Raw genomic sequence first — 16,732 nt, forward strand, 5'->3', positions numbered from 1 at the left:
TCGCCGGATCGATTGGAGACGATCTGGCATCGTTTTCCGCGTCTGTTCTATTCGATTGACCACCTGATGGCTCGCGAAGCAATTTACCAACAATCTGACCCTGATCCGGGTGGTGGGAATCCGCCGGACGACCAGGATCCCAAGATGACTTCCGATGGCGGAGCCGAGGATCCACGCGGTGGATCTGATCCCGATGCCAAATTGCGGCCCCAACGGATGGCTGAAATGGTGGGGCAGCAAGACGTGATCGAACGGTTGCGGATTGCCATCGACGCGGCTCAGGTTCGCGGTGAACCCCTGGGGCATATCTTGTTCGATGGGCCGCCGGGATTGGGGAAGACGACTTTCGCAACCGTGATTCCGACGGAGATGAACACGACGGTTCAGATGGCCAACGGTGCGGGGCTCAAGGCACCACGCGACCTCTTGCCCTATCTGACCAATGTGTCGAAGGGTTCGGTGCTGTTTATCGACGAGATCCACCGAGTGCCTCGTGCGATCGAGGAGTACCTCTACACGGCGATGGAAGATTTTCGAATTGACATTGTGTTGGGCGAAGGCGTCAACGCCAGAACGTTGAACCTCAGTTTGGAACCCTTCACGTTGATCGGTGCGACGACGCGAGCCGGGATGTTGACGGCACCGCTGCGTGATCGATTCCAAATTCGCGAACACCTGGGTTGGTACACACGCAAGGAACTCGGCGAAATTGTCCAACGCAATTCGAAGAAGTTGAACATTGAGGTTGATCCTGATTCAGCCGGCGTGATTGCCGATCGAAGTCGCAGCACGCCGCGTCTGGCAAACAATCGTCTGCTTTGGGTGCGGGACTACGCCCAGAGCAAAGCCAACGGGAACGTCGACGCGAAAATTTGTGCGGATGCGTTGGACATGATTGGGATCGATGCGTTGGGATTGGACAAACAAGATCGCAATTATTTGGACACATTGATTCGCGTTTTCTTAGGCGGTCCGGCCGGACTGGATGCAATCGCTCACACGATGAACGTCAGTTCCGACACCTTGGAAGACGAAGTCGAGCCGTTTCTGTTGCGAAGCGAGTTGCTGGTGCGGACGCGACGTGGGCGTTTGGCGACTCCCAAGGCATTCGAACACATGAATCGCGAAATGCCGGATCGACCGTTGTGAGGTCCGTGATGAAAAGGTTGCTGAAAAGTTGAGCTGCGGTGCCAAGATTGCGGTGTGATTCGCGAATGGAAGGTCAGCACGTCGGCGATCCAAGTCGTTCGGCCGCATGTTTGAAAACGTTGGTAACATTGATGGCTGAGTCGCGATGAACGATCCGGATGAGAAGATTCTCTGGGAAGCGGAATTCAATCCCAAGGTGAAGACTTATTGGTTGATCAGTGCCGTGCTGACCAGCTTTCTGACGATCGTTTTGATTCCGTTTTTGCCGTTGATCATTCCGATCGCTTGGCTGATCGCGGACAAGTATCTGGCCAGTCATCGCTGCACGTTGACCGAACGCACGTTGAAGGTTGGCCGTGGCATTTTGGTTCGGCAGGAAAAGACCGTTCCGCTGGATCGCATCACGGATTTGGGGTTGGTTCAAGGCCCCATCATGCGTGCGTTGGAATTGGAAGCCGTCAGCGTGGAGACTGCCGGGCAATCCGGTCCCGGTTCGTTGGTTCGATTGACGGGCATTCGAGAGGGGCGAGCCTTCCGAGACGCCGTGTTGAAACAGCGAGATTTAGTCTCGGGTTCAGAAACTCGCCGCGGGGAAAGTCCTGTTGCCACGCCGCCGAGTCTGGATGCCAACTCGCATGAAACACTGGTCGAAATCCGCGACATACTCCGCCGGATGGAAGAGCGTTCGCAGACGTTGTGAGCGTTTGAGACATTTTCTACCACCGGACGAAGCTGACAATCCTCGATTCACTCGCGCCTTCGATTCACTCTCGAGTCAAGGCACCTCTGGACCATGGACGTGCCAATCCATCGCGTCGTTCATGATGCTGGCGTTGATGTCCAGCAGTTGCTGTCTCATCTTCGCCACTCGGTCGGGATGCTGCTCGGCGAGATTGTTCGTCTGGCCCGGATCCTCTCGCAAATTGTAAAGTTCGAAGTTCTTGTAGCCGCCAGACTTGATGGTTGGGATCCATTTTTCCTGGAACAGGTTGTTGTTGGATAACTCGTAGTCACGAAAACCAACCAACGAATAATCTCCGTCGCGCATGGCAACGATGGGGCGTGATCGTTGCAGGTGCCAGAACAGAGGTTGATGGCGATTGAATTCGGTTTCAGTTCGAGTCAGCAATGGTGAAAGATCGCTGCCGTCCAAGTGAACGTTGGGGCGTTTGAGACCGAGTAAACCGCAGACGGTCGGGAGCACGTCGACCAGGCCGGCGGGTTCGTTCAAAACGACATCGGCGGGAATATGGCCGGGCCAGTGGAAGATCCCGGGCACTCGGATTCCGCCGTCCCAGTTCACACCTTTGCGGCCTCGCAAATTGCCGACTCGGTCGCTCCGATAACTACCGTTGTCCGAGGCGTAGATGATCAACGTGTTGTCCGCGACGTTTAGCTCATCGAGCTGCTTCAGCAAACGGGCAATCGCGGAATCGGTGTTGTCGATGGTGCCGGAGTAGACCGCACCTTTGTCTTGTGTCTTGCCGTATTTTTGAACGATGTTGTCGGGGGCCGCGATCGGTGCGTGGGGTTCGTGAAACCAAACGTTCAGAAAGAAAAGCTGCGAGGCTTGGCTGTCATGATGTCGTTTCATCCATCCGATGGCCTCGTCGGCGACCAGTTGGCAGGAGTAGCCTTGCAATTCCCCGACGGGAGTTCCGTTGCGGATGAAGTTGTTGGGATTGCGATGGCTGGGTTCCGCGTTGTTCCAGGTGGCGAACCAGTAGTCAAAACCATGTTGATCCGGCGTGGGTTTGTCTCGTTGCTTTGTCGGCAGTCCGAGGTGCCACTTTCCGATGTGAGCTGTGGCATAGCCAGCGTCCTGGAGCACTTCGGCCAAGGTGGTCTCTCGCAAACGCAAGTGAGAGTTCTGTGACTCGTCATGGATCCAGCTGTAGACTCCCGTGCGGATGTGATGGCGTCCGGTCAGCAATGTTGCCCTCGATGGAGAGCACACGGCGCAACCGGAATAAAACTGTTCAAATCGGGTCCCACCGGCTGCCAAGGAGTCGATCGTGGGCGTTTGCACCGGACCGCCGTAGCAACCCACATCGCGATATCCCAGATCGTCCGCCAGCAGCATCACCACGTTGGGCCGAACCGGTTCCGCAGATGCCGGAATCGCGAAAATTGTGACGGCGAGGATGGACAACATCGCCAGTGGAATCGGCAAGGACGCCAAGACGACTCGCGAATGGTTCGCGGAACGGATGGCAGAGTTAAAACGGTGGAACATGGTGGCGGGACGCTTTTCAAAAACGGGGCAGGAGGGCATGGTGGGCCGGTTGAGCCGCCTGGGAAAAGACTCGGGCGACCAGGGGGAGTTGGGTAGCCAGCGTGAATCGAGAGGGCTGCGAAGCCAGGCATTTTAGACCAAATGGTGAGTGATCATTGAATTCTGGCAGAGGTCGCTGCTTTTGAAACGATGGAATTTGGCTTGTGGGTGATCGTGACGCTTTCGTAGGGTCGCAGCAGGATCGCGCAAAAGGATTTGCGTTGGTCCGGGACTGCGTTCCCTGTCAGATTTTCCCGCTCGAGCTTACTTCCGCTTGGCTGACTGGTTCTCATTCAACGAATTCACGGCTCGTTCATCGTGTGAAACACGTTCACCGATGGCCGAGTTTCGTGCTGCGCTGAACCCATTGACCGTGGGTGGTTGCTTTGGCGACCGATTGAGAGTCCTGCACCTCGTCGCATTGCTGTGGATGATCGGATGTTCCACGTGCGTTTTCGCTCAAACGTCCGTGAATGAAGGATCGGTTTACGAGGTCACTGATGTATCGCAAACCATGCAGTTGCATGGCGATGTGGTGCACCGTTGGAAAGATGACCATCGCGAATTCTCTTGGCTTCGTGGCAATGTGCAGTTGAGCTTTCAAGACAACCGCTACCAAGCGGATTCGATCTTCATTGTTCTCGAAGGATCCCAGGGTGATTTAACCGCGCGTCTGTTGATGGATCGTGTGAAACTCGGACCTGGTCAACACACCGAACAGCCCATCGTGCAGACAGTGAAACTGTCCTCCGTCCCGATTCTGCGAGCCGATACTTATCGCGGTCGGACATCCATTCCCGATGGATGGTGGGCTCGCATGGGAATTCCAAACGATCAACCGGCGGAAAAAAAACAGGCGGATGGATCTTCCGTCGCGACGTCCGGTGAGATTGCGCCCGTCCAATACCTCGAGCCCGTCCAGTACATGGAACCGGTGATGGGCCAGCCCAATTTGCCGTCGGGCGGTTTGGTCTTGGACCCGCCCGTGGTCTCCAGCGAACCCCCACCCATCCAAAGTTTCCAACCGCCGATCATGGAGACTCCACCGCCATCGGTGATCACCCCCGAGGGAGCGACCACGGGAGGCGTCCCGTTCATCGTCGGTGGTGGCACTCGAAGCATTGAGGTGTTCTCGCGCGGGGCCAACACGCCGGCTGAATTGCAATACATCAATCGCCCGGGAACGAATGAGTCCGTCGTGATCGCGCGAGGTGGCGTGACGGTTCTGGTTCGTGATGTTTCGGCTCGACTTCCCGGTGGCGAGATCACTCCGCTGGGCACGGTGTCTTTGTCTGCCAACCGCATCGTGGCGTGGTTGCCTCGACTGAGCGATGTCTTTCAAGGCACACAGGATTTTCAGTCCAGCGAAGGTGAGTTGTATCTCGAGGGCGACATTGTTTTTCGGCAGGGCGACCGAATCATTTACGCCGAAGCGATGTACTACAACGTCACTCGCGAAGTCGGGATGGTCTTGGACGCGGAAACCATCGCATCGATCCCACAGTACGAGGGAACGGTTCGCTTGAAAGCGGATGTGATGCGTCAAATCAGTCGAGGGAACTTCCAAGCCATCGACGCGGCGGTGACCAGCAGCCGTTTGGGCGTGCCACGGTACTGGTTGCAAAGCAGCCAATTGGAGCTGACCCAACGACCCATCGTGCGTCCCGACCCCATCACCGGACAACCGATCACCGACAGCGAGCCCATTGTCAGCAGCGGAGGCAACTTCGTTTACTTGGGCGGCGTTCCGGTTCTCGCGTGGCCACGATTCACCACACCGCTTCGCAAGCCAACGTTCTATCTGACCGGAGCTGACGTTCGCAACGATGACATCTTTGGAACGCAAGTGTTGCTGGAATGGGATTTGTTTCAGTTGCTCGGCTTTTCCAATCCGCCATCGGGTGTCGAAACGATCTTGCTCACTGACTATCTGAGCGATCGCGGGCCGGCCGTGGGAACTCGCACGACTTACGCACTGCCGAGCTTGTTCGGCATTGGCGGACCGGTGTCGGGAACTTACGACAGCTATCTGATCAAAGATTCCGGGTTGGACGTGTTGGGGCAAGGTCGTCGTGACTTGGTGCCGGAGGAAGAATATCGCGGTCGAGCGACGCTGCGCCATCGGCACTACCTGCCGGGAGATTGGGAGTTCATTGCCGAAATCGGCTACCTGAGCGACCGCAATTTCTTGGAGCAGTATTTCGAATCAGAATGGGACCAGGACGCCGATCACCGCACGGGGCTTCGTTTCCGAAAGTACGCTGGTTCGCAGATGCTGGATGTCGCGGCTAATTTCCAGGTCAACGACTTCTTCATGGAAACGGAAGAGCTACCAACGATCGAGCATTACGCACTGGGCGGCTCCATCCTTGGTGACTTGTTGACGTGGTCCATGCACAACGAGGTTGGCTACAAGCATTTGCAAGTCGCCGATAAACCGAACGATCCGGTCATTGCCGCGAATACTTTCACTTTGCCCGGTGAGCTGGATCGCGAAGGCGTGGTGACTCGCACCCGCCAAGAGGTCTCGATGCCGTTGGATTTGGGACCGCTGAAGTTCATTCCGTTTGCGACGGGCGAGGCTGCTCACTACGGCGAAGGTGCGGATGGCGATGACGTCACGCGATTGTGGGGCGGCGGCGGAATTCGGTTGAACCTGCCAATGTCACGCGTTGATCCAACGATCCAAAGTTCGCTTTTGAATATTCGGGGATTGGCTCACAAGATCGATTGGTCTGCCGAGTATTTCTATGCGGACAGCGATACCAACATGGACGAGTTGCCGTACTACGATCCACTGGATGACAACGCACAAGAAGAGTTCCGGCGTGTTTTCATCGGAACAAACTACGGAGGCGTTCTGCCACCGCAGTACGACCCGATGAACTATGCATTCCGTCAAGGAATCCAGCGGTCGGTCACCAGTCCTAGCGACACAGTGGTCGACGACCTGCAGCAACTGCGTTTAGGAATGAAGCATCGTTTCCAAACCAAACGTGGTTTACCGGGACGCGAACGCATCGTCGACTTGCTTCGGTTTGACATGGAAACGATTCTGTTTCCCAAAGAGGACCGCGACAATTTTGGCGAGACGCTTGGTCCGACGATGTATGACGCTCAGTACAACATCGGCGATCGGTTCACCCTGCTAAGTGACGGGTACATCGACTTCTTTGACGGCGGTCTGCGTTCCATCAGTGCCGGTTTCCGAACCAGTCGACCTGGTTTGGGAGATTTGTATGTTGGCGTGCTGTCGATGGAGGGGCCGATCAGCAGCACCGTGCTGCGGACCAGTTTGGACTACCGTTTGAATCACAAATGGATCGTTTCGGCCGGGAACGTTTACGATTTCGGTGAAACCGGGAACGTCGGGCAGACTTTGGGGCTGACGCGAGTCGGCGAGTCGTTCTTGATTCAGTTGGCGGCCAATGTCGACGCCGGACGTGACAACACCAGCATTGGTTTCATGATCGAACCACGCTTCTTGCCATCGACGCGTTTGGGACGACTGGGCGGCCAATTGATTCCGCCACCTGGTGTGGAAGGGTTGGAGTGATGCCCAGCAAACCTGGCACGTGGCTCTTTAAGTTCCAGTGTGCTTGGCGAGGCATTTGGTTCGCCGTTGGTGATCAGAACAGTTTTTGGGTGCACTTGCCGATCGCGTGTTGTGTTGTCGGCTTGGCCGGATGGTTGCGTCTGGGCCCGCTGCAGTGGGCGACGCTGTTGCTGGCGATTGGGATGGTATTGACCGCCGAGTTGCTCAACACGTCGTTGGAGCTGATCGTGTCGGTGGTGCATCCACAACGACATCCGCGAATTGGTCAAGCGTTGGACATCGCCGCGGGAGCGGTCTTGGTGATGAGTCTCGCTGCTGCAGCCGTGGGATGCATCGTTCTGATGCCACCGCTATGCGATCGCCTCTTTGGTGGCTGAATCCGTAGTGTCTAGATCGTCTGCGTTTGAATCGGCCGTATTGGCTTCTTCTAGGCTCTCTTGGACCTCTCGTCCGGCTGTCCAGTAGAAGACGGTTCCGATCACTGCCATCACGACTTTGACCAGTTCAAACGCCAGTGCGACCAGCGTTCCCGATGCATCGGTCGTTCGTGCGGGGATGATGTGATACAGCGTTTCAATCGTCGCTTCCAACACGCCGATTCCAGCGGGTGTCAACGGCAACGCAGACATCAACATCCCAATCGGCACGATGACGAAATGTTCGGCCAAGGTGGGTGGCAAGTCGTACATCGACACGGCGATCAGATACATGCTGATCACCAGCAACCCCTGAACGACGACGCTCATCAAAATCGAAGCCGCGAAAGCCCACGGGTGATGGTGAAACATTCGAAGTGGCGGACCAACGTGCTCGAAGACCGGACCAACCACGGGCCACTTTTCAATGCGTTGCATCATCGTGTCAACGAATTTGCCGCCGAAGACCAGCACCGCCAGGATCGCCGATCCGACTGACAGCAAGCCAACCGTAATGAGCTTGATGTCATCAATGGTGATTCCGTTGAACTCGAACGGATCTTGCGACTGGTGCAGCAGCAAGCCGCCGGAGACGAGCAAGAGTAACCCATAAAGACCCGAACCACGATCGACCACCACCGAAGCCACCGCCGCGACGCGTTTGCCGGGTGAGCGTTTGGCTAGGAAGATCGCTTTGAAGAGATCGCCGCCGACGCTGCCCGCCGAGACAAAGCTGAGTAGAAAGCAGATCGAACTGAGCCGCATGGCTTCCAGGAGGCTCAGCGGAATGCCTTGGCACCGAACCAGCACCCACCAACGAACAAACGAGACCAGCAGAGCACAAATCGCGACGCACAAAGCACCCAACAGCAAGGGTGTGTTGATCGATCGAGCGGTCAAGTCATCCCACTGTTGTGGTTCGATGCGTTGCAGCAAATACCCAATGATCGCGATGGGAACCGCGAATTTGATCAGGGTGATGACGGTGCGTTTCAAATGGTCAGGCATGGCGGCAAGAATAATTCGCCACTTGCTTTTCGGGTAGGCGAATCAGTCCACTCGATCCGCATTTGTCCCCGCGGTGGCGTCATCAGAATGTTGGACCAAGGACGGTTGCCGGTCTGGAACTTGTTTGGGGAGCGTTTGGCAATTCGAAGCGTTCGTCGTGGTTGACGGTATGATGGCGTATACCGCGACGGCCGTGGTTTTTCCTTTCACCGTTTGATCCGGCAACGTTTGGACCTCGAATGAATCTGGCAAGGAGTCGCGGGTGGATTGGGTGATCAGCAGGACGCGGTTCAGAGGCTTCGTCAGCGATTCGACTCGGGAGGCGATGTTCACCGTGTCGCCGATCGCGGTGTACTCCTGGCGTTTGGGAGAGCCAATGCAACCGACCACGGCGATGCCCGTGTTGATTCCAATGCCGATGGCGAACTCGTTCCAGCCGGCGTCCAGCATGCGGTCTTGAAGCGAATCGACGACGCATGCCAATTCGCAACCGGCAGTGACCGCGCGGGGCCCGTGCAATTCAGTTTGGGAGCCCACGCCGAAGATGGCCATGAAGCCATCACCTAAGAACTTGTTGACCATTCCTCCGTGCCGCTCGACGATCTCCACCGCGGATTCGAAAAACAGATTCAACGCATCCACGACCTGCGCCGCGGGCATGTTGGAGGATTGTCGGGTGAAGTTGCGAACGTCGACAAACATCACCGTGATGTTTTGCTCTTGGCCACTGGAACCGTCACTTTGAGACATGATTTGACGAGCGGCCTCGCGTCCCACGTGTCGACCAAAAGTCTCCTGCAATTTTTCGCGATGCTGCAAACCTTCGACCATGCGATTGAAGCGTTCGATCAGCAGCCCAAAGTCATCGCTGCGAAGCAAGTTGACTCGCACGTCCAAGTTGCCTCCCGCGACCGAAGAAGCCGCCCGCTGCAACTGGGTGACGGGAGACGCGACCCAACGACCAAGCATCCAACTGGTGATCAATCCAAAAGCGATCGCGACGACTCCCACGGTGACGCCAAACATCGGCGAAAGGTTGGCTGCGTCCGGAACGATCAACAGCAGCACCAATGAAACCACCGGGCAGACTACCGCAGAGAATGCCCACAAAATGCCGCGCATTCGGATGCTCAGAGGGACAGCACCCGGCGTGCTGGCGGGGTTGGCGTCTTGGAAGAACACCGGAAACAAAGTGGCTTGGGTGGCTAACTCGACCGCGAAGAAACTCTGCGTGACTGCGATCAGCGATGCGATCACGAATGACGTGACCAAGTGGCCGATGACCAATCCGGACAATGGTTCCCCCGCGGAAGCAATTGCAAGCGGAAAGACGGGGATGCAGGACAACCATCCGATCGCGGCGACCAGCAGAAACCACCACGGCAGATGGAGCACGCGTCGGCGACCCGCGGCGAGTCGGTCGGCGTCCACCGGCATTTGATTCAGCAGGGCTCGGTGAAGAGGTCGCAGTCGCCATAACGGGACGACATAGCAGGCGATCGCCACGGGATACACGAAGAGGTTGAAGACCTGCCAGCAGGCATGGAAACGATCCATTTGCGCCGGGGACAGTAGCGGTTGGATCTGAGTTTGGTTGTAGAGAATGTTGAAGACACTGCCGATCAAATTCGCGACGATTGGCGACAGTCCGACCAGCAACAGCGAGTGCCGTTGGGGCCAGGTCCAATCTCTCGCGGGGGGCCGGTCGGATGAATTTGGCAGCGTCATGCCAGGTGGCTCGGAGGATAAATGCTCCAACGAAATGACCCGCGAGTGACAAAGGCTCGTCGGCGGACCGTTCGGATGGAGAAGTGTGTCGGATGTGTTCTTGGTGGCGTCCGGGGATGATTCTCGTGGTGAACGGAAGTCGCCGGTGTTTGGCCCTTTATAATTGTTTTCGCCCCTCATAATTGGGTGCGTGAATTGCTATGGTGGAGCCGTCGAACTTCACCACCGAATCTGAATTTCCCCAAACATCTTGCTCCGAGGTTCCCCATGTCCCTTTTGAATCGGTCGATTTTGCTTTGCCGTCCCGCGTTGGTCTTCGGTTTGGCCGCGATGCTGAGTTTCTCGGCTGGCAACTTTGCTGGTGCGGAAGAAGCTGTCGCCGACAAGCCCGTTGTGGTGGATGTGTTTGGTGCCGGCACGTTGGAAGTGCCCGCTGAATTCAAAAAGACGACGCCCAAGAGCCGGATCTTGGAACATGAATTTGAAGTGAAAGAAGGCGAGGCGGAAGACGCACCCGCAGCTCGGTTGACCATGATGGCGGCCGGTGGCGACATTCAGGCCAACTTGGACCGATGGAAGATGCAGTTCAGCGGTTCGGACAAAAAGGTCGGTGAAGCCGAAGAAAAGAAGGTGGGCGATTGGTCGACCCACGTGATCGAAGTCTCCGGCGACTTCAGCGAGCGAATGGGCGGCGGTCCGTTTTCCGGCGGCCGAACGGTTCAGCGAAAAGACTATGGCATGTTGGGAGCGATCATCGTTCATCCCGAAGGCCGCAAATACTTCGTCAAAATGATCGGTCCGCAATCGGTGATCGAAGCGAACCGAGATGCCTTCAAAGAGATGATTGCCACGATTGGCAAATAACGCTGAAATGCTTCGTCTCGGTGTCGTTGAGTGACGACGCCGAAGGCGAAGCTCGCCATTCCATTCCTCGGGCACACCCCACGGACATTGTTGTTTTGAACACGCAAGGTTTTCTGGAACACCACGGCATCGCTCGCAATCCCTTTGCGGAAGAAGATGCGCAAACCGACCCGGTATTCAAGCAACACTGCATCGAGAACGCCTACCATCCCGCTTGGGACAAGGTGTACGGCGATCCGACCGAGCCCGCGACAGCGATCATTTTCGGGCCCAAGGGCAGCGGAAAGACCGCGATGCGTCTGCAGATTGACCGGCATTTGGTGCACTTCAACGAGCAGAATCCCGACGGCCGCGTTTACATCATCCGCTACGACGACTTCAATCCGTTTCTCGATCACTTTTGTGAACGTTTGGGACGGCGAGCGGCACGCAAACCTGAAAAGGCTCTGGATGCGTGGCGATTGTGGGATCACATGGATGCGATCCTTTGCTTGGGCGTGACCGAACTGATCGACCAGGTGTTGATGGAAAGCGATTCCCATCGTCCGAAAAAAGACAACGGCAATCGCATCGACACGGCCAAGTTGTCGCGGTTGGATCGCAACGACGCTCGCGACTTGCTGCTGTTGGCGGCATCATACGATCAGTCCACTTCGTCGACATTTTCCGGGCGATTTGAACAACTCCGCAAGCGTTTGAGCTACGGCAATTGGACAGCGTCGCTGGATTTCTGGTTTGCCAGCGTTTGGTGCGTGCTGGTCGTGCTCATTTTCGGATGGCTGTTCTGGAACTCAGCCGATGAGGAAGGCGTGCGGACTTGGAATCTGCTTTGGTTCATTCCCGTGCTGTGTTTCTTCGGAAAGCTCCCGTACCTGATTCGATGGACTCGCAATCACTTTGCCGCGATGGGAATCCATCGTCACATGCGAGTCGGCAAGCGGGAAACATCTTCCGTCCGAAAAGTCTTGATGCAGTTTCCCGCGAAGGAGTTGGCCAGTCAGCCGTTGCCGCGGTACGACCGAACGGACGACCGCTATGAATTGCTGAGGAAATTCCAATCGTTGCTGAGTCGGCTCGGGTTTGATGGCGTGATTGTCCTGATGGACCGCGTGGACGAACCGCACATGACCGGCGGCAAACCGGAATTGATGCGGCGATTCGTGTGGCCGCTGTTGGACAACAAATTGCTGAAGCATCCCGGCATGGGATTCAAACTGATGTTGCCCGAGGAGCTGTATCGGGATACCGAACGCGAATCGCGGGAATTTCACGAACGGGCTCGTTTGGACAAGCAAAACGTCATCCCCGCGTTCGCGTGGACGGGTGAGTCGCTGTACGACCTGACTCGGTCACGCATGTTGGCCTGTGCGGCGGAAGGCAAACATCCTGATCCGAAGGAATTGTTTGACGATTCTTTGTCGTACGAACGGATGCTCTCGGCGTTTGAATCGCTGCGGGTGCCGCGTCATTTGTTCCGGTTTCTGTACCGCGTGTTGGTGGAACACTGCAATCAATTCACCGATGGGGCACCGAAGTACAAAATCGATGCGTCGACCTTCGAAACTTCTCTGGCGGTTTACGTCCGCGAGATGGATCGGGTATGACGCTGGAATGGGAAAAAAGTTAGAATTCGAATCGATTTACTAACCGGATTGATCGATACAATCCGTAAAGTCCCACACTCTTTGCCTGTTCCTTCGCCGACGCGATGTGTTAACGGCAGGGAAACTCCCCCTCTTTTGACCCGATCGGCTCCGCGTTTTCCATTGCGGAGTATCGGTCGAAACGCTTGAGCGTCCCGAAAGGGCGATTTTGCATCCATGACCACATCAACACCGACCACCAATAAGAAGATCGAATCCGTTTCGGGCATCACCGTTCGCCTGTGTGGTGACTCGGGCGATGGGATGCAATTGCTGGGGACTCAGTTGACCAACACGTCGGCGCTGGCCGGGAATGACGTGGCGACGTTTCCCGATTTCCCGGCGGAAATTCGTGCTCCACGAGGCACCCGTGCGGGGGTTTCCGGGTTCCAGGTTCAATTCGCGAGCGAAGAGATCTTCACCCCCGGCGACACTCTGGACGCGTTGGTGGTGATGAATCCCGCGGCCATGGTCACCAACATCGGGGATCTTCGCAAAGGCGGGATCTTGATCGCCAACGAAGACGGGTTCAACGACAAGGAATACAAGCTCGCCAAGGTCGAGAGCAATCCTCTCGAAGCCGACGTGATCCAGCAGGATTATCGTCTGGTGAAAGTGGCGATGACCAAGCTGACTCGGGAAGCCGTGTCCGATTTTGGCCTGTCGACGAAAATCGCCGACCGCTGCAAGAACTTTTTCGCCATGGGATTGGTGTATTGGTTGTTCGGCCGGTCGCTCGACCCGACGTTGCGTTTCATCGAAGCCAAGTTCGGAAAGAAGCCCGACATCGCCGCCGCCAACGTGGCCGCGCTGCGTGCGGGATGGGCCTACGGTGAAACGACCGAAGAGTTCAGCGAAAGTTATCAGGTGGAAGCAGCCGAGCTGACTCCCGGTACCTATCGCAACATCATGGGAAACCAAGCCATCGCTTGGGGGTTGATCGCCGCTTCCAAGCTGAGCGGCAAAGAGATGTTCTACGGAACGTATCCCATCACGCCGGCCTCGGACATTTTGCATGAATTGACCAAGTTCAAGAACTTTGGCGTTCGTACTTTCCAGGCCGAGGATGAGATCGCGGCCATCGGTGCCACGATCGGTGCGGCATTCGGCGGAACCATGGCGGTCACCGCCAGCAGCGGACCCGGCATTGCACTGAAGGGCGAAGCGATGGGCCTGGGCGTGATGTTGGAACTGCCGATGATTGTGATCAACGTTCAACGCGGTGGTCCCAGCACCGGTTTGCCGACGAAGACCGAACAGAGTGACTTGTTGCAGGGCATGTTCGGCCGCAACGGGGAGGCTCCCATGCCGATTCTCGCTCCGCGGTCGCCTGGCGATTGTTTTGAGATGGCGGTGGAAGCTTGGCGAATTGCGACCGAGTGCATGGTGCCGGTCATGTTGTTGTCCGATGGTTACATCGCCAACGGCAGCGAGCCTTGGAAGATTCCGGACATGGATGAGTTGCCAAAGATCCAGTGCAGCCATCCCGGTGAGCAAGAAGGTGACGAACCGTTCTTGCCGTACGCACGCAATGAGAACTTGGCGCGTCCGTGGGCGATCCCAGGCACGGCCGGTTTGATGCACCGCGTGGGTGGATTGGAAAAGGAAGACGGCACGGGCAACGTTTCGTACGACCCGGCCAACCACCAACACATGTGTGATACGCGTGCCGCGAAAGTTGCGAAGATTGCGGAACGCATTCCTGAACAGGACGTGTTTGGTGAGACTTCCGGCGATGTGTTGGTCGTGTCCTGGGGCGGTACCTACGGTGCGTGCCACACGGCGGTGAATCGATGCCGTCAAGCCGGTCATTCGGTGTCGCACGCCCACATTCGTTACATCAACCCATTGCCGCGAAACATCGGTGAGTTGCTGAAGTCGTTCAAGACGGTTTTGGTGCCCGAATTGAACGCGGGGCAGCTTCGCATGTTGTTGCGAGCCGAATACCTCGTGGACTGCATTGGGATCAACAAGATCCAAGGGAAACCGTTCGCGGTGTCTGAATTGGTGGAAGCCATCAGCCAACACACCTCGACGCAACAGCAAAGCAAAGCGGGCTGAGTCCCCGCACGGCGTTGTTGTTCCTCTACCCAATCAACTTTTACATAACTGCAATCTCATGAACCTTCCCGTACTCAAGGCCGCTGACTTCGCCTCCGATCAAGACGTTCGTTGGTGCCCCGGCTGCGGTGACTATTCCATTCTCGCGCAAATGAAAAAGGTGCTGCCCGACCTCGGCGTGCCTCGTGAGAAGATCGTGTTTGTTAGCGGCATCGGCTGCAGCAGCCGCTTCCCGTACTACATGAACACCTACGGCATGCACAGTATCCACGGCCGTGCACCGACATTTGCAACGGGTTTGAAATCGACCCGTCCTGATTTGATGGTGTGGGTCATCACCGGCGATGGCGATGCGTTGTCGATTGGTGGCAACCACTTCATTCACTGTTTGCGTCGTAACCTCGACGTCAACATCGTGCTTTTCAACAACCGCATCTACGGTTTGACCAAAGGTCAGTACAGCCCAACCAGTGCGGAAGGTCAGATCACCAAGAGCACCCCCATGGGTGCGATCGATCACCCGCTGAGCCCGTTGTCGGTCGCGTTGGCTGCCGAGGCGACTTTCGTGGCTCGCAGCATCGACGCTCATGTTCAGCACCTGGGCAAGACTTTGAAGGCGGCCGCCGAACACAAAGGGACATCTTTGGTCGAGGTGTACCAGAACTGCAACGTGTTCAACGACGGTGCGATGGCTTACGCGCAAGAACGCAAGCAACGTGCGGACAACGTGATCGAGCTGGAACATGGCAAGCCGTTGATCTTCGGTGCCGATAACGACAAAGGCATTCGTTTGGTGGGAAGCCATCTCGAGGTGGTCAACACCGCAGACGTGCCCGCGGATGATTTGCTGATCCATGACGCACACGATCCGAACCCATCGATTCAGATGATGTTGGCTCGCATGCGTTACCCAGAGATGCCGGAACCGATCGGCGTTTTGCGGAGCGTGTCAGGGATCCCGACCTACAACGACCAAATCAACGAACAAGTCACGCAAGCCAAAGCGGCACGTGGTGAGGGCGACCTCGCAGCGTTGTTCCGTAGCGGCGATACATGGGAGGTAACTGCCTGATGTCACGAGGAACCACGTTCGAAAATATCACCCGCGCGATTGGTGACACCCCGATGGTGCAAATCAATCGTTTGGTGCCATCGGATCAAGCCACCGTTTTCGCGAAATGCGAGTTCTTTCAACCGCTGAACAGCGTGAAAGATCGAATCGGGATGGCCATGATCGAAGCCGGTGAACGCGACGGCCGCATCAATCAGGGAACTCACATCATCGAACCCACCAGCGGCAACACAGGGATCGCATTGGCGTTCGTTTGTGCCGCCAAAGGTTACAAGCTGACGCTGACGATGCCCGAATCGATGTCGGTGGAACGTCGGGCGTTGTTGCGAGCGATGGGAGCGAACTTGGTCCTGACTCCGGCAGGCGACGGAATGAAAGGGGCGATCACCACGGCGCAAGAGTTGGTGGATCAAACCGAAAACGCCTTCATGCCTCAGCAGTTTGAAAATCCGGCCAACCCAGCCGTCCACGAAGCGACGACCGGTCCCGAAATCTGGGCCGACACCGACGGCAAGATCGATGCGATCGTTGCGGGAGTCGGCACGGGCGGAACGATCACTGGGGCCGCTCGATTCTTGAAGAAACAAAACCCGGACTTCAAGGCGTTTGCTGTGGAGCCAAAACATTCGCCCGTGATCAGTGGCGGATCACCTGGCAAGCACCGCATTCAAGGAATTGGAGCAGGCTTCATTCCGGGCAACTTGGACACCTCCATCATTGATGATGTGGTTCAGGTCGACGACGAGGACGCTTTCGAATGGGGGCGTCAACTTGCCAAACAAGAAGGCATCGTGGCCGGGATCAGCAGTGGCGCAAACATGTGGGCCGCTGCTCAAATTGCCGCGCGTCCTGAGATGAAAGGCAAACGAATCGTCACCGTTATGTGCAGCCTCGGCGAACGTTACCTCAGCACGCCGTTGTTTGGTGACCTAGGCTTGTAATGGCACATCCTGACTGACA

General features: G+C 56.6%; 12 protein-coding genes. 9 read left to right on the top strand and 3 right to left on the bottom strand.

Annotation, left to right across the window (positions count from 1 at the left end; genetic code table 11):
- Positions 1–66: 66 nt before the first annotated feature.
- The gene (gene ruvB / locus LOC70_RS17745) at positions 67–1,149 is read left to right on the top strand and encodes a Holliday junction branch migration DNA helicase RuvB (RefSeq protein WP_230255326.1); all 1,083 of its coding nucleotides are present in this window, start codon (positions 67–69) and stop codon (positions 1,147–1,149) included.
- 145 nt (positions 1,150–1,294) lie between these two features.
- The gene (locus LOC70_RS17750; protein WP_230255327.1) at positions 1,295–1,849 is read left to right on the top strand and encodes a PH domain-containing protein; all 555 of its coding nucleotides are present in this window, start codon (positions 1,295–1,297) and stop codon (positions 1,847–1,849) included.
- A 75-nt stretch (positions 1,850–1,924) separates the two neighbouring features.
- On the opposite strand, the gene LOC70_RS17755 is transcribed toward LOC70_RS17750, so the two are convergent.
- On the bottom strand, positions 1,925–3,424 hold the full coding sequence (locus tag LOC70_RS17755; protein WP_230255328.1) for a sulfatase-like hydrolase/transferase: 1,500 nt from the start codon (positions 3,422–3,424) through the stop codon (positions 1,925–1,927).
- Positions 3,425–3,761: 337 nt separating this feature from the next.
- Between LOC70_RS17755 and LOC70_RS17760 the strand changes: the two genes are divergently transcribed.
- Together LOC70_RS17760 and LOC70_RS17765 are read left to right on the top strand one after the other, a co-directional pair.
- Entirely contained in the window at positions 3,762–6,980 is a 3,219-nt protein-coding gene (locus LOC70_RS17760) for an organic solvent tolerance protein OstA (RefSeq protein ID WP_230255329.1), read from the top strand.
- Positions 6,980–7,357, top strand: a complete 378-nt coding sequence (locus tag LOC70_RS17765; protein WP_230255330.1) for a diacylglycerol kinase — start codon at positions 6,980–6,982, stop codon at positions 7,355–7,357. The genes LOC70_RS17760 and LOC70_RS17765 overlap by 1 nt, the downstream gene beginning before the upstream one ends.
- Here the strand turns inward: LOC70_RS17765 and LOC70_RS17770 are convergent.
- Both LOC70_RS17770 and LOC70_RS17775 read right to left on the bottom strand, forming a co-directional pair.
- Positions 7,331–8,404: a lysylphosphatidylglycerol synthase transmembrane domain-containing protein gene (locus tag LOC70_RS17770; RefSeq protein ID WP_230255331.1), complete on the bottom strand. Its 1,074-nt coding sequence runs from the start codon at positions 8,402–8,404 to the stop codon at positions 7,331–7,333. The genes LOC70_RS17765 and LOC70_RS17770 overlap by 27 nt on opposite strands.
- Before the next feature lie 42 nt (positions 8,405–8,446).
- A complete protein-coding gene (locus tag LOC70_RS17775; RefSeq protein ID WP_230255332.1) occupies positions 8,447–10,132 on the bottom strand; it encodes an adenylate/guanylate cyclase domain-containing protein in 1,686 nt (561 codons plus the stop codon).
- Between the two features lie 330 nt (positions 10,133–10,462).
- Here LOC70_RS17775 and LOC70_RS17780 point away from each other — a divergent pair, with 330 nt between their 5' ends.
- The 5 genes from LOC70_RS17780 (at position 10,463) to cysK (ending at position 16,713) form a co-directional block, all read left to right on the top strand.
- Positions 10,463–10,996 (top strand): hypothetical protein, encoded by a 534-nt coding sequence (locus LOC70_RS17780; RefSeq protein WP_390889083.1) that lies wholly within the window; start codon positions 10,463–10,465, stop codon positions 10,994–10,996.
- A gap of 95 nt (positions 10,997–11,091) precedes the next feature.
- Entirely contained in the window at positions 11,092–12,600 is a 1,509-nt protein-coding gene (locus LOC70_RS17785) for an ATP-binding protein (RefSeq protein ID WP_230256188.1), read from the top strand.
- 216 nt (positions 12,601–12,816) lie between these two features.
- The gene (locus LOC70_RS17790; RefSeq protein WP_230255334.1) at positions 12,817–14,700 is read left to right on the top strand and encodes a 2-oxoacid:acceptor oxidoreductase subunit alpha; all 1,884 of its coding nucleotides are present in this window, start codon (positions 12,817–12,819) and stop codon (positions 14,698–14,700) included.
- 58 nt (positions 14,701–14,758) lie between these two features.
- On the top strand, positions 14,759–15,772 hold the full coding sequence (locus LOC70_RS17795) for a 2-oxoacid:ferredoxin oxidoreductase subunit beta (RefSeq protein ID WP_230255335.1): 1,014 nt from the start codon (positions 14,759–14,761) through the stop codon (positions 15,770–15,772).
- On the top strand, positions 15,754–16,713 hold the full coding sequence (gene cysK, locus LOC70_RS17800) for a cysteine synthase A (RefSeq protein ID WP_230255336.1): 960 nt from the start codon (positions 15,754–15,756) through the stop codon (positions 16,711–16,713). The genes LOC70_RS17795 and cysK overlap by 19 nt, the downstream gene beginning before the upstream one ends.
- Positions 16,714–16,732 lie beyond the last annotated feature (19 nt).

It is taken from the genome of Rhodopirellula halodulae, from assembly GCF_020966775.1.
GTDB lineage: Bacteria > Planctomycetota > Planctomycetia > Pirellulales > Pirellulaceae > Rhodopirellula > Rhodopirellula halodulae.